Raw genomic sequence first — 13430 nt, 5'->3', positions numbered from 1 at the left:
CCGGCCCGGGCCTATGGCGACGTCTTCGCGCTGCACGAGTTGTGGAAGGATCTCGGCTTCGATCGCGCCCTCGGCCGTGCCCTGCGCTCGGGCAAGCGCAAGCTCGATGTCGAGGCCCTCGTGCGCGCCATGGTGTTCAACCGCCTCTGCGATCCCACGAGCAAACTGGGCTGCCTGCGCTGGCTGGACACGGTCGCGATGCCGGCGATGCCCGACAGCGTCACCCATCAGCATCTGCTGCGCGCGATGGACGCGCTGATGGACCATGCCGACGCCGTCGAGGAGGCGCTGGCGCGCCAGATCCGCCCCCTGGTCGACAACGATCTCGCCGTGGTCTTCTACGATCTGACGACCGTGCGCATCCATGGCGCGGCGGAGGTCGCGGACGACATCCGCGCCTTCGGCATGAACAAGGAAATCGGCGCCATCGCCCGTCAGTTCGTGCTCGGCGCCGTGCAGACCGCCGACGGCCTCCCTCTTATGCACACCGTCCATCCCGGCAATGTCGGCGAGACAAGGACCCTGCAGGGCATGTTGCAGACGGTGCTGCAACGCTTCCCCGTCCAGCGCGTGATCCTGGTGGCCGACCGCGGCCTGCTGAGCCTGGAGAATATCGGCGAACTGACCGCGCTGGCCGACCGGGGCGGCCGCAAGCTGGAGTTCATCCTGGCCGTCCCCGCCCGCCGTTATGCCGACCTGGTCGAGACATTCCAGGCTCTCGGCTTCTCCGACGAGGGGCTCGCCGAGGCCAGTTTCGCCGGACACCGCCTGATCGTGGCCCATGACCCGATCCGGGCCGCCGACCAATCCGACCGCCGCCGCGCCCGCATCGCCGAACTCGAGGCCCAAGCCGGGAAGATGGTCGCGAAACTCGACGCCCAGGACGGCGGCCAGACCGCCCGCGGCCGCCGCGCCTCCGATCGCGGCGCCTACAGCCGGTTTGCCCGCGCCGTGGCCGAGGCCGAACTGACCCGCTTCCTCAAGCCCGACCTGCAGGCCGATCGGTTCAGCTACAGCGTCGATGAAGACGCCATCGCCCGGGCTGAACTCTTCGACGGCAAGCTCACGCTGATCACCAACGCCCCCGACCTGACCCCCGCTGACACCGTCGCCCGCTACAAGGCGCTCGCCGACATCGAGCGCGGCTTCCGTGTGCTGAAATCCGACATCGAGATCGCCCCCGTCCACCACCGCCTGCCGGATCGTATCCGCGCCCATGCCCTGATCTGCTTCCTCGCCCTGGTGCTCTACCGCGTCATGCGCATGCGCCTGAAGGCGAAAGGGCACAGCACCAGCCCCCGAACCGCGCTGGATCTGCTCGCCCGGATCCAGAGGCACACCGCCCACGCCGGCAAGCGCAGCTTCCACGGCCTGAGCAAAACCACCCCGGAGCAACTCGACCTCTTCGATAGTCTCGACCTGCCAAAACCGGCCTGAGGCCGTTCGTGTTGTCACATTTTGGGCCACGCCGCCCAAACCAAATCAATCACTTAGCTGATTTGCTGTCGAACTCCGGGGGCAGGGTCTGGGGCGCACAGCCGATCTTCGCGGAAATCGACATGACTGCCTGCAAGCGCGATCCATGCTGACCGTTCGGCGGTCCGCTCGAACCCATGGTGCGGTCCGCCGAACTGTCGAGGACCAGCCGCACCGCACGCTCGCGCATTTCGGGGAAAACCTTGTTCGTCGTCTTGCTCATCATGCTCCATCCTACTCAGGAGTTGGAGCCTCCGGCAAACCCGGCGCGGTTCAATCGGCGTGAACACCGACGGGCGGCGCGAGGTTCAGTGCGGGGATGTCAGGGAGACCATGTCAGGAAGTTGGCGATCAGCCGTAGCCCCGTGGCCTGGCTCTTCTCGGGGTGGAACTGGGTGCCGACCATGGTGTCGCAGCCGACGATGGCCGTGACCGGTCCACCGTAATCGACATGGGCCAGCAAATGCGCCGTGTCCGCCACGCGGAACTGGTAGGAGTGGACGAAATAGGCGTGATCGCCGGTGGTGACCCCGTCGAGCACCGGGTGGGGGGCGTCGATCACGAGGTCGTTCCAGCCCATATGCGGCACCTTGAGCGCGCCATCGGCGGGGTCGATGCGCACCACCTCGCCGCGGATCCAGTCGAAGCCGGGGGTTTCCTGGTATTCCAGCCCGCGGGTCGCCATCATCTGCATGCCGATGCAGATGCCGAGGAACGGCCGCCCCCCGGCCACCACCACCTCTTCGATCGCCTCGAACACGCCGCGGTGGTCGAACAATTCGCGTCGGCAGGCCGGGAAAGCCCCGTCGCCCGGCAGCACCACGCGGTCGGCCCGGCGCACAATGTCGGGGTCCGAGGTCACGGCGACCTCGCCCGCGCCGGTCTCGCGCGCCACGCGCTCGAACGCCTTCTGGGCCGAGTGCAGGTTGCCCGACTCGTAATCGACGATGACGGTCAGCATGGCCCTACAGCGCCCCCTTGGTGGACGGGATCGCGTCGGCCTTGCGGGGGTCGGTCTCGACCGCCTCGCGCAAGCTGCGCGCGACCGCCTTGAAGGCGGCCTCGGCAATGTGGTGGCTGTTGATCCCGTGCAGCGCGTCGACATGCAGCGTGATGCCGCCATGGGTGGACAGGGCCTGGAAGAACTCGCGCACGAGTTCGGTATCGAAACTGCCGATCCTGGCGGTTGGAAAGTCCACGTTCCATACCAGATAGGGCCGCCCCGAGAGGTCGAGCGCGGCGCGCACCAGCGCGTCGTCCATCGGCAACAGGCACGCGCCATAGCGGCGGATGCCGCGCTTGTCGCCCAGCGCCTGGGCCAGAGCCTGGCCGAGCGCGATGCCCACATCCTCGACCGAGTGGTGGTCGTCGATATGGGTATCGCCCGCGCAGCTTACCTTCATGTCGATCAGCGAATGGCGGGCGAGCTGGTCCAGCATGTGGTCGAAGAAGCCCACGCCCGTTGCCATGGCATAGGCGCCGCTGCCGTCCAGATTGACCTCGACGCCGATATCGGTCTCCGCCGTCTTTCGCGTGATGCTTGCCTTGCGCATGGGGCGCCTCCTGCTCCGTCCGCGTTTCCCTTACACCGGGGCCTCCGGCGCTCCAAGCCCCGGGCGCGGCTTTTGCCGCTTGCCGGGGCGGGGCGGCCTCAATAGGTTTGCCCCAGACGTCGAGAGGAGCCGAAAGATGTCCACCTGTGTCTTCGTGCAACTGCGCTGCCGCCCGGGCAAGACCTACGAGGTGGCCGAGGATATCGTGCTGCGCGAACTGCATTCCGAACTTTACTCGACCAGCGGGGTCTATGACCTGCTGCTCAAGCTCTACATCCCCGAGGGCGAGGATGTCGGCAAGTTCATCAATGACCGGCTGCTCGACATCCCCGGCATCGAACGCTCGTTGACTACGCTGACCTTCAAGGCGTTCTGAGCGGGCAGGGGGTCAGAATTTTTCGACCATGGGAAACAGCGCATTCGATTTCGTGACGATGGCGCCGATCCGGACGAGCCCCTGAAGCCGGGCAAGTTGGGCATGGGCCTGCGCCGTGCTGGCCGTCGCGCGCCCCTCGGTTTCGGCGACACGGGCGGCTTCGAGCAGGGCGAAACGCAACGTGTCGGCGCTTACCCCCGGAAAGGCCGAGAACAGCATCGCTGCCTGTCCGGACATGTAGCCCGCGCTATAGGACGTCCCGTAGGACCGGCCGAACCGGCCCGTCACATGCTGGGCCCAGATCCGCGCCCAGCGGTGATCGCGCCAATAGTCATTGACCGTCTCGGGCAGGGTGGCGGTGACCGTCAGCGCCCAATGCGCCCGCGCGGGGCAGGTCAACGTGTCGGGTGCGGGTCCTTCATTGCCCGCGGCCACCACCACCAGAACCCCCGCCCGATAGGCCCGCTCGACCGCCTGGCACAGCGGGCAGGCGTCCGGACATCCCTCGGGCGCGAAGGACAGCGAGAGGTTTGCGATGCGGTATGTCGGGAAGGCGGCCACCACCGCGTCCAGGGCGGCGATCACATCCTCGCGCCGCATCGGCGCCTCGGCCGGGATCACGCGGAAATTGCCCAGCCGTGTCTCGGGCGCCAGAACGGAAAGACAGGTGGCCACCGTGCTGCCGTGCCAGTTGCTGCTGTGGCGTGGGCGCCCCTCGCCGGTGAAGTCGCGCTCCTCGATCACCCTCGGGTCAAAGCCGTTGCGGGGCAGGAACCCGCTGTCGAGGATCGCCACCCCCACGCCCTGGCCGCGATAGCCCTGATCGTAAAGCTCCTGCGCCTCGACCCGGGCGCGGATCGCGGGGGCGGCGGCATCGGTCATCTGAGTTTCTGCAGGGTCGAGTCCGCAGCATATCCTGCCAGAAGGGCCGCGTTCCACTGGGTGATCTGGTCCGCAAGGGCAGCCAGAACGATCAGCCCGGCAAGACAGGAAAACAGCCCCAGCGCCAGATAGGGGCGTGCCACCCGCCAGACCCTGGGCAACATCCCTTCAAGCCCGGCGGCCTTTCCCTCGGGTTGGGGCAGCGCCTTGCGCAACACCGGCAGCAGGATGCTGATTGCCACACCCAGGACAACCCACGGATAAAGCTCCAGAAACTCCGGCATCGTGGCCCCCTGCCTGACGGCGTCCCGGACGGAGGGTAGCATTTCCGCCCGCTTGGAGCCACAGAATTGGACGCGCCGGGCTCAGACTTCGATGCAGTCCCGCGGGACCGGCCGGGCCTTGCCGTCCTCGTCGATGGCGACGAAGGTAAAGATGCCGCGGGTCACCTGCTCGCTCCATTCCTGGCAGCGCGGCCGGTGCCAGGCGCGGACCTCGATCTTCATCGAGCTGCGTCCGACAGAGACCAGCTTGGCATAGAGCGTCACCTCGTCGCCCACCTTGACCGGCTTCAGGAACTGCATCCCGTCCACCGCGATGGTGGCCGCCCGCCCGCGCGAAACGCGCGCCGCGATGCTGCCGGCCGCAAGGTCCATCTGTGCCATCAGCCAGCCCCCGAAGATGTCGCCCGAGGGATTGGTGTCGGCCGGCATGGCGATGGTCCGGATGACCGGATCGCCGTTTTCGGGTGTCAGATCGGGCATCGGGCGCGGGCTCCTTCTGGCTACAGGCTGCGCGCCCTATAGCTGCTTGACCGCGCGGGGAAAAGTCGCCCCGCGCGGCGGCGTTGGATCAGAGATTGTATTGTTCGCGCGCGTAGCTGCCCAGCCCCACCGCGTCGAGCCGGTCGAGCGGGGCAAGGAAGGTCACCTGGATCACGCCGGGCGCGCGCCCGATCTCGATCGCGCCGGTGATCGTGGCGCGGTTGCGGATTTCGGGCACACTCATGCCCAGAAGCGTCGCGGCGCGTTCCAGCCCGTTCGCAATCGCATCGTTCAGGTTTGCCGCCGTCCCGATCACCGAGACCGGCGCGACCTCCTCCAGCCGCTCGACGCCCCATTGCGCGGCCAGCCGCGCGCCCTTGGCCCTTTCCTCGGCCGAGAAGGGGCGGGCCAGCGGCGGCAGATCCTCGACCAGGGGGAACAGGACGGGGCCGTCGATGGGGTAGTCCTTCACCACCTCGACCTGAAGGGTCACGCTGCCCGCCACATCCATCGTGTGGCCCGCGATCTCGCCATCGCCCTGGCCCGCATGCATGTCGCCCATGTAGAGGCCCGCGCCCGGCACCTTGACCGGGCAGATCAGGATCGCGCCGGGGCGGACCGCGTCGATATCCATGTGGCCGTCGGTCTTGTGCTGCGCCAGTTCTTCGGGCGTCAGCGCATAGGCGTGCGGCGCGCCCACCAGGAACGCGCCGAAATCGCCCGCGTTGTGGCTGTCGGGCATGGCCTTGGACGGGCAGGTGCCGAGCTGACCAAGGAAGGGCCGCATGCGGACCAGCGCGCCGGGCATGTCGGACGGCGCATAGACCAGGATCGAGTGCTGGTGGCTGTCATCGGGGAGCGCCGCGTAATGGTCGGCCGCATGCGCGATCTTCTCTGCGGCCGGTTTCGGCAGGGTCAGGCCGACCGCGCGGGTCTCGTCGAAGGTGACGGTATAGCCATGCACGATGCGGAACGGCGTGACCGGGTTACCGCACTTGTCGCATTTCACCGCGTCCTGGCCGATCCCCTCGACATGGGTTTCGGGCCAGACGGTGTCGCAGGTGGGACACCGCGCGGCGACATAGGGATCGCCCAGGCAGAACCCCTCGGGCGAGCTGTCATGGCCCGAGGCGGTGGCGATGGATGTCACCGTGATGTCGCGTATCCGGATCGCGATGGCGTCGCCCGGTTCGGCCCCCGCGACCGCGACCGGTTGCGTCACCTCATGCCCGCCGCGCAAGCTGGGCGTGATCATCGGCCCCCAGCAGCCGGGCGCGGTATTGGCGATGATCGTGCCGCCATCCTCGACCGGGCCCAGCATGGGCGCCTCGGGGTCGAGCACGCTGTTGGTGAAGCCTTGCACCACCACGCTGCGGCGGGCGGCGGGCGCATTCTGAGTTCCATCGGCCATTTCGGTTTCCTCCCTCAAGGTCCGCCTTCGAAGGTAGGTATCGGCCGCCGGTTTGTCGACGGGTGGCGGTTGTGCGCCATCATTGCGTGACTGCCGTAACCGCCGCATACTCCGGGTCGTGTTCCGCACCGTTTCGGGAAAGAGTGACCTGTTGTCCCCCGTCCGCAGGCCCCGCGGCCGCCCGTGCCCTGCATGTATCCTATCGGAGGAGAAGTTCCATGAAAGTCGCCTTTCTCGTTCCCGGCATCATGGCGACAAGGCTCGCGCTTGGCGCCGAGGAGGTGTGGCCGCCGACGCCGCTGGAAACCAAGTTCGGCTACAAGCGCATCGACAAGTTGCAGGATGATGCCGTCCAGCCCACGGAACTGATCTACAACGTCCTGAGCTTCCGCTTCTATTCGACGCTGCGCGACCTGCTGGCGGGGGCGGGCTATGTGCCGGGCGGGGCGCAGAAACGCTATGTCGATTTTCCCTATGACTGGCGGCGCGACCTGTTCGAGACGGTCGATGTCATGGCCGCCCGATTGCAGGCGCTGCATGACGAGGGTGCCGAGGAAATCGCGCTGGTCGGCCATTCGATGGGCGGGCTTCTGTGCCGGTTGCTGCTGGAATCGGGGCGTTTCGACGCCGAACCCTGGTTCGGCAAGATCACCCTGTTCGTGGCGCTGGCCTCGCCCCATCTGGGGGCGCCGCTTGCGCTTGCGCGCATCTTCGGGGTGGACAGCACGCTGGGGATCAAGGGCAGCGATTTCGCCAGGCTGGCGGCGAACCCGAAATATCCCTCGGGCTACCAGCTGATCCCCGCGCCGGGCGAACAGGCGATCTGGGATCTGGCCAGTGCCGATCTGGCCGCGCTCGACCCCTATGACCCCGCGATGGCGCCCCGGCTGGGCATGGTGCCCGCGCTGGTCGACCGCGCGCGGGCGGTGCATGACGTGCTGGGGCAGGGCAACCAGCCGGGCCATGTGCGCTACTTCTATTTCGCGGGTGTGGGTCACAAGACGGTGACGCGGGTCAACGTGGCGCTGGGCGATGCGGCGCAGGCCGATCATGCCAAGACGGTGATGACGAAGACGCCCGATGGCGGCGACGGCACGGTGCCGATCTACAGCGCGCTGCCGCGGATCGGCCAGCGGCAACTGGTGGTCAACGAACATTCCACCGTGTTCGAGGGCGTGCCGTTCAAGCGGGTCTTCTTCCGGCTGTTCGGGGCCGATGCGGGTCCGCCGGTGGAACTGGCGGGCGGCGAGGCGGCGCATATGACCGTCGCGCTCAGCATCGACCAGCCGGTGCAGCAGGTGGGCGAACCGATCGAGGTCACGCTGTCGATCCTGCCACCTGCGGGCGAGGCCGATCAGCCGACCGCGACCCAGATCGAGGGGCGGTTCATCCTCGACCAGGTGGATGACGAGGGCCAGATCATTGCGCGCGGGTTCCGCGAGACGGCGCTTGCCTATGACGGGCCGGGGATCAACCGGCTGACGGTGCATCTGCCTGCCATCGACGAACCGGGCCTGTTCCTGCTGCGCTTTGCCAGCGGGGCGCAGGCCGAGAACGACGTGCGCTTCGCGGTCAGCGAGGCGTAGCCGCCAGCGTCAGATCGCCCGGACCGCGCACGCGCATAACCTGACGGCCGAACGCGGCCTCGTGCATATCGGCGACATGCAGTGGATCGGCCTCTTTCAGCCTGCCGAAATCTAGCCCCGTGGCCCCTTCGATCAGCGCCAGCGGCACCTGATAGGTTTCATAGGCGCCCAGTACGAATTCGGCCTCGGTCAGGCCCTTGATGATCTCGCCATGGCTCAGCACATAGCCCGTGGCCGACAGCGCGCCGTCATCGGCCCGCCGCATAACTGCCACCTTCCAGAACTCGCGCGGGATGGCGATATCCTCGGCGCCGGGCTGGTTCTTCAGCCGCCGGTCGTCGTCGCGGAAGACCGGGCCGGTCAGCACGCTGACCTTGAAGCCGTATTCCTCCGACGCATCGAGGATGTAATCCTCGAGCCCCACCCAGTCGCGCTGGTTCAGTTGTTCGTGCTGCGGGGCGGAATTGGTATAATGGAAGGTGTCGGCCTGCGCCTTGAGGATCGTCGCCTCGTCATTGATGTCCTCGGCCCAGCACGGGTCCAGTCGGCGCACCATGTGGCCCTTGTCCAGCGGGTTCGAGCGGTAAAGCTCGTTGCCTGCCTGATGCGCCCGGTCAAGCCGCCCGTCCAGCCGCCAGGTGCCGCGCCGCGGCACGCGGCGCAGCCGGGCGCCGTCGATATTGACCGCCGTCAGCAGCGGCAGCTTGCGCGAGGCGCTTTGCCAGACCGAGAAATGCACATAGCGCAATTCGGTGCCGCCGCCCGCGACCGGGGCGAGATCGTCCTGCCATGCGCCAAGGCCGGGCAGGGCGGTCTCGACCCCCAGAAACGCGCGGTCGAACCCCTCGCGGTCGGCGAAATCCGCGCGGCTGGTCTCGATCTCGGCATCGGTCGCGCCGCCGCCCAGCGCGGGCACCGCAAGCTGCGATTTCAGCCGCCGCAGCGCGGCCGCGACGGTTCCGGCGGGCACGGCGACGTTGCGTTCCTGTGCGGCGCCTGCAAAATGCAGCCCCACCGCCTGGCCGGTTTCGGTAGCGATCACGACCGAGCCCGAATTGCCCCCCAGCGTCGAGGCGTCATGTTCCAGCATCCAGGCATCGGCCCGCATCACCCGGCCCGGCGCGCAGCGCTTGACCCCGAAGCGGTCGCCGAAGAAGGACACGATCAGATGCTGGGGATTGTCGCGCGGGTCGCGTTCGGGATAGCCGATCACCGATACCGGCGTCTCGGCATCGGGCAGGTCCGCGGCCAGCGGCACCGGTTCCGCACCGGGGGCATGGACCTTGAGGAAGGCCATGTCCGGCTCGCCCGAGCCCGCGACCCAGAGGATGCCGGTCACAAAGGCCGCGCGGGTCGGATCCTCGGCCGTGTCGATCTGTTCCAGCGGGTTCAGCCGCACCTCGATCCTGCGGTCGAACTGGCCCTCCTGGAACTCCCAGTCCTCGCCCATCCAGCGCCGCGCGAAAAGCTCTGCGACATGGCGGTTGGTCACCGCGATGCCGTCATCGACCAGCCAGCCGGTCCCGGCATATTCGCGAAACCCGTTGAACAGGTTCAGCCGCCCCGCCGCCAGCGCGCGGGTCTCGACCAGCATGCGCTGGGCCTCGAACAGGTCGCGGTCGTCGAAATCGAGATCCATCCCCTCCATCAATTGCCGGGCGATGTCCGACAGCCCCTCGCGCGCGCTGAGGATCCTGTCGCGGGACATGTAGAAGGACGGCCGCAGCGTGCTGCGCACGATCGCCTCGACCGCCGCGCCGCCGCGCGTGGCAAAGGCGCCTTCCTCCTCGCCCCGGTCAAGCCCCGCCATCGCTTCGTCCAGTTCGAAGGTCACGAAGCCCGCATCGCCCGCTTCGGCCCCGGTCGTGGCGGGCGGGGTGAAATGGTCCAGCACGTCGCGCGCCCGTTCCAGGGCCTCGGTGAAATGCGTGTCGCGTCCGCGAAGCTTGCCAAGCGCGGTGGGCATGGGACGGCTCCCTTCTCTTGTGGGTTGCGTCCTCATCCTGCGCCCTGTCCCCGGATTCTGGCAAGCCGGGATTCGGGGTACGGCCCCTTGACCTGAATGGGCAACGGGCGCATTGGCCTCACCTCCGCTCGCTTGATCATGGGCGGCCCGCTTCCATATCATCGCGACATGTCCGGCGTGCAGGCGCACGGGGGCGGGGACAGGGACAGACAGGGGACAGTGCGGATGACGATGGCCGAGGCAAGGCAACAGGACTGGATCGGGCGGACCGAGACGCGGACGGGTTGCCTGACGGCTGATCTGGCCGGGATGCTTGCCGGAGCGCTGGGCCATGCCGCAGCCCCCGTGCCCGATCTGGCGCCCGGTGCGCCGATGCCGCCGCTCTGGCACTGGGCGGCCTTTCCCGAATTCGTGCCGCTGTCGGAACTTGGCACCGATGGCCACCCGCGGCTTGGCGGCTTCCTGCCGCCCTTGCCCTATGCGCGGCGGATGTGGGCCGGCGGGCGGCTGCGCTTCGAGGGCGGGTTCGCCATCGGCGAGGCGTTGCAGAAACGCTCGGAGATCCTGGCCGTGGACGAAAAGCAGGGCGCGACCGGGCCGATGGTCTTCGTGCGCGTCGGCCACCGGATCGAGGGCGCGGCGGGCGGGCTGATCGAGGAAGAACAGGACATCGTCTACCTGGACATCCCCGAGACGTTCACGCCCCCCAGGAAACTGCCCCTGCCCGAAGCGCCCGCCTTCGACGAGCGCGTGGTGGTGAACGAGGCGCGGCTGTTCCGCTATTCGGCGGCCACCTACAACGCCCACCGCATTCATTACGACCTGCCCTATGCCCGTGAGGTCGAGAAATATCCGTCCCTTGTCGTGCATGGGCCGATGCAGGCCAGCCTGGTGATGGAGGCGGGGCTGCGCCATGTCGGCGGTGCGCCGCGCGCCTTCCGGTTCCGCGGGGTGCATCCGATGTTCGCCGACGAGGACATGCGCCTGATTGGCACCCGCACCGAGGATGGTGCGGTCGAGCTTTGCACCGGCACGCCTTCGGGGCATCAATGTCTTCAGGCCCGGCTGGAGGTGGCGTGATGGGTGTTCTCAAGGGCATGCGCGTGGTCGAGGGTTCGGCCTTCGTGGCGATCCCGCTGGCGGGGATGACGCTGGCGCAGATGGGCGCGGACGTGATCCGCTTCGACCGGCTGGAGGGCGGGCTTGACCACCATCGCTGGCCGGTCACGCAGGACGGCAAAAGCCTGTTCTGGGCCGGGCTCAACAAGGGCAAGCGCTCGATCGCGATCGACATGCGCCACCCGCGCGGGCGCGAGATCATTACCGAGATCATCTGCGCGCCGGGGCCGGATGCGGGCCTGTTCCTGACCAATCTGCGCGTGCGCGGCTGGATGGATCACGAGACGCTCTCGACCCGCCGCCCCGATCTGGTCATGGTCACGCTGCTGGGCGACCGGCATGGCCACCCGGCGGTCGATTACACGGTGAACCCCGCGGTGGGCTTTCCCGACGCGACCGGCCCCGAGGGCAGCGCCGATCCCGTCGCCCATGTTCTGCCCGCCTGGGATTGCATCGCGGGCAACATGGCGGTCACGGGTCTGCTGGCGGCGGAACGCCACCGGCTGCGCACCGGGCAGGGCCAGTCGGTCGAGATCACGCTGAAGGATGTCGCCGCGGCGATGCTGGGCAATCTCGGCATCATCGGCGAGGTGGCGGTGAACGGCGTCGACCGTCCGAAAAACGGCAATGCGCTTTACGGCGCCTATGGCCAGGATTTCGTCTGCGCCGATGGCGAGCGGGTGATGGTGATCGGGCTGACCGACCGGCAATGGCGCGGGCTGGTAGAGGCGACGGGCAGCGGCGCGGCGATCGCGGCGCTTGAGGCTGAACTGGGCACCAGCCTTGCCGACGAGGGCGCGCGCTGGTTGCACCGGGGGCGGATCACCGCGATCCTGGCGCCCTGGTTCGCGGCGAACCGCGTGGCCGAGTTCGGCGCGGCCTTCGACAAGGCGGGCGTGACCTGGTCGCTGTTCCGCAGCTTCGCCCGCGCGCTTGCCGAAGACCCCGATTTCTCGCCCCAGAACCCGATCTTTGCCGAGATCGACCAGCCGGGCATCGGCCGTTACCCGGTGCCGGGCTCGCCTTTCGCGTTTTCCGCCGCAGGCCGCGAGCCCCCGGCGCCCGCGCCACTTCTGGGCCAGCATACCGAGGAAATCCTGGCCGATGTCGCGGGCCTGCCGAGTGGCGAGATCGCGCGGCTGTTCGACGAGGGCATCGTCAAGGGGCCGTGAAATCCGGGTAGCGAGTCAGCTTGAGGTTCCTTTTCGGGGCCGCGCTTTTTTGGAGCACGGGTTACGCCGCGTAGCGTGGGGCATGGCTCGACGTGGGTCAGGGAGGCGCAGCCATGAGGAGGTTCGTTGGTCTCGACGCGGTCCGGGGCACACATCGACCGCTGGCCTTCGGTGACGGGGGACAGGTGTGACGCCACATGTGGCCAGGACCGATCCGGACATGATAGATGGCTCGATCGCCGCGTGTTGTCTGCCTTCTGGAGAGGTGGTGATCCAAAAACCGGCATTCCTTCCCCAGGAGTCGGTTCCGGCTGTTGGGACTGGCGCGGTTGTGCCTGAGGTAATGGGCCGGGGCTTCTGCAGGCGGAGAACCCTCGGCCCGGCGACGATGGGGCGTCGCAATGAACGGACAAAGCGTGTCTGATGACCGTGAGGCGCGAAGCCTGATCCTGACCGAACAGGCGGCCAAGAGATGATCGGCGGCGACCGGTTCGGCAAGCCGACTGGGGCAGGGCGGATAAGTCCGACCGGCAATGCCGGGAAATGGGATCGCGTATCCCGTCCGGTTCCAGAGCTTCGATCCCCGCCCCGCAGCAACCAGAGCTTGCAGCGTCGCGCATGCGTGTGGCTCTCGACATTGGAAAAGCAATCCTCGAGCGCGCGGGTCATACGCGGCGCGGTGCGGCGTTCCACGCCGAACTCCTTTTCGATTTCCGGTAGCGCTCTGTCCACATGCCGGGACGCCGCGATCTCTGCCAGTCGCAGAAGCTCGGAGGCCTCGGCGAGGGCCATGTCGGCAGCACGACAGAAACTGACATCGGCAAAGGCCATAAAGATCGATGCGACCCGTCGATGTGATTCCGCCCTCGGGTGATTTCTCTCGAGTAACGTGTTTCATGACAGTGAGGGCAATCGACGGGCCGCACGCCCCGGGGAGCGGCCCCTGCCGCCACCGGCATTCCGGGACCCCGGCCCCGTTGGCATGCGTGCAACGGCGTTTAACAGCGCGCGGGCCCGCCTCCACCGTCGCGGCCATGTACCGCTCCCCGGAGCGTGCGCGGTGATATCGCGCGCTGGCCCCGGGGCGGGATGGCCGTTCATTTCCTGGCGGCGCCTGGCGGGATC

Annotated in this window: 12 protein-coding genes and 1 pseudogene; 5 read left to right on the top strand and 8 right to left on the bottom strand. The window is 67.8% G+C overall.

Features of this window, described 5'->3' with window-relative positions:
• On the top strand, window positions 1-1437 hold a 1437-nt coding region (locus tag EV216_RS17715; RefSeq protein WP_132697167.1), incomplete at its 5' end, for an IS1634 family transposase.
• Between the two features lie 82 nt (window positions 1438-1519).
• Here EV216_RS17715 and EV216_RS17710 read toward each other — a convergent pair.
• From EV216_RS17710 to hisB, 3 genes and pseudogenes are all read right to left on the bottom strand, one after another.
• A pseudogene (locus EV216_RS17710) lies at window positions 1520-1699 on the bottom strand (hypothetical protein); the annotation flags it as partial.
• 99 nt (window positions 1700-1798) lie between these two features.
• Entirely contained in the window at window positions 1799-2437 is a 639-nt protein-coding gene (hisH, locus tag EV216_RS17705) for an imidazole glycerol phosphate synthase subunit HisH (protein WP_132697163.1), read from the bottom strand.
• 4 nt (window positions 2438-2441) lie between these two features.
• Window positions 2442-3029, bottom strand: a complete 588-nt coding sequence (hisB, locus tag EV216_RS17700) for an imidazoleglycerol-phosphate dehydratase HisB (protein WP_132697161.1) — start codon at window positions 3027-3029, stop codon at window positions 2442-2444.
• Window positions 3030-3165: 136 nt separating this feature from the next.
• On the opposite strand from hisB, the gene EV216_RS17695 reads away from it, so the two are divergent.
• Window positions 3166-3405 (top strand): Lrp/AsnC ligand binding domain-containing protein, encoded by a 240-nt coding sequence (locus EV216_RS17695; protein ID WP_132697159.1) that lies wholly within the window; start codon window positions 3166-3168, stop codon window positions 3403-3405.
• 12 nt (window positions 3406-3417) lie between these two features.
• Here the strand turns inward: EV216_RS17695 and EV216_RS17690 are convergent, their stop codons facing one another.
• The 4 genes from EV216_RS17690 to EV216_RS17675 all read right to left on the bottom strand — a co-directional run bounded on the left by EV216_RS17690 (window position 3418) and on the right by EV216_RS17675 (window position 6462).
• Entirely contained in the window at window positions 3418-4287 is an 870-nt protein-coding gene (locus EV216_RS17690) for a S8 family peptidase (RefSeq protein WP_132697157.1), read from the bottom strand.
• Window positions 4284-4571 carry a hypothetical protein gene (locus tag EV216_RS17685; RefSeq protein ID WP_132697155.1) on the bottom strand — a complete coding sequence of 96 codons (288 nt, stop codon included), beginning with the start codon at window positions 4569-4571 and terminating at the stop codon, window positions 4284-4286. The genes EV216_RS17690 and EV216_RS17685 overlap by 4 nt, the downstream gene beginning before the upstream one ends.
• An 81-nt stretch (window positions 4572-4652) precedes the next feature.
• Window positions 4653-5051 (bottom strand): acyl-CoA thioesterase, encoded by a 399-nt coding sequence (locus tag EV216_RS17680; protein WP_132697153.1) that lies wholly within the window; start codon window positions 5049-5051, stop codon window positions 4653-4655.
• A gap of 88 nt (window positions 5052-5139) precedes the next feature.
• On the bottom strand, window positions 5140-6462 hold the full coding sequence (locus EV216_RS17675) for an acetamidase/formamidase family protein (RefSeq protein WP_132697151.1): 1323 nt from the start codon (window positions 6460-6462) through the stop codon (window positions 5140-5142).
• A gap of 218 nt (window positions 6463-6680) precedes the next feature.
• Between EV216_RS17675 and EV216_RS17670 the strand changes: the two genes are divergently transcribed.
• Window positions 6681-8048 carry a lipase/acyltransferase domain-containing protein gene (locus EV216_RS17670; protein ID WP_132697149.1) on the top strand — a complete coding sequence of 456 codons (1368 nt, stop codon included), beginning with the start codon at window positions 6681-6683 and terminating at the stop codon, window positions 8046-8048.
• Here EV216_RS17670 and EV216_RS17665 read toward each other — a convergent pair.
• Window positions 8035-10014, bottom strand: a complete 1980-nt coding sequence (locus EV216_RS17665; protein ID WP_165899323.1) for a DNA/RNA non-specific endonuclease — start codon at window positions 10012-10014, stop codon at window positions 8035-8037. The genes EV216_RS17670 and EV216_RS17665 overlap by 14 nt on opposite strands.
• A 225-nt stretch (window positions 10015-10239) precedes the next feature.
• On the opposite strand from EV216_RS17665, the gene EV216_RS17660 reads away from it, so the two are divergent.
• Together EV216_RS17660 and EV216_RS17655 are read left to right on the top strand one after the other, a co-directional pair.
• Complete coding sequence (locus EV216_RS17660; protein WP_243642127.1) at window positions 10240-11094, top strand: HTD2 family dehydratase; 855 nt, start codon at window positions 10240-10242, stop codon at window positions 11092-11094.
• On the top strand, window positions 11091-12305 hold the full coding sequence (locus EV216_RS17655) for a CoA transferase (RefSeq protein ID WP_132697143.1): 1215 nt from the start codon (window positions 11091-11093) through the stop codon (window positions 12303-12305). The genes EV216_RS17660 and EV216_RS17655 overlap by 4 nt, the downstream gene beginning before the upstream one ends.
• Window positions 12306-13430 lie beyond the last annotated feature (1125 nt).

The organism is Rhodovulum steppense (assembly GCF_004339675.1).
GTDB lineage: Bacteria > Pseudomonadota > Alphaproteobacteria > Rhodobacterales > Rhodobacteraceae > Rhodovulum > Rhodovulum steppense.
Note: the sequence above shows the minus strand (reverse complement) of the source record. Positions and strands in the feature narration are given on the sequence as shown.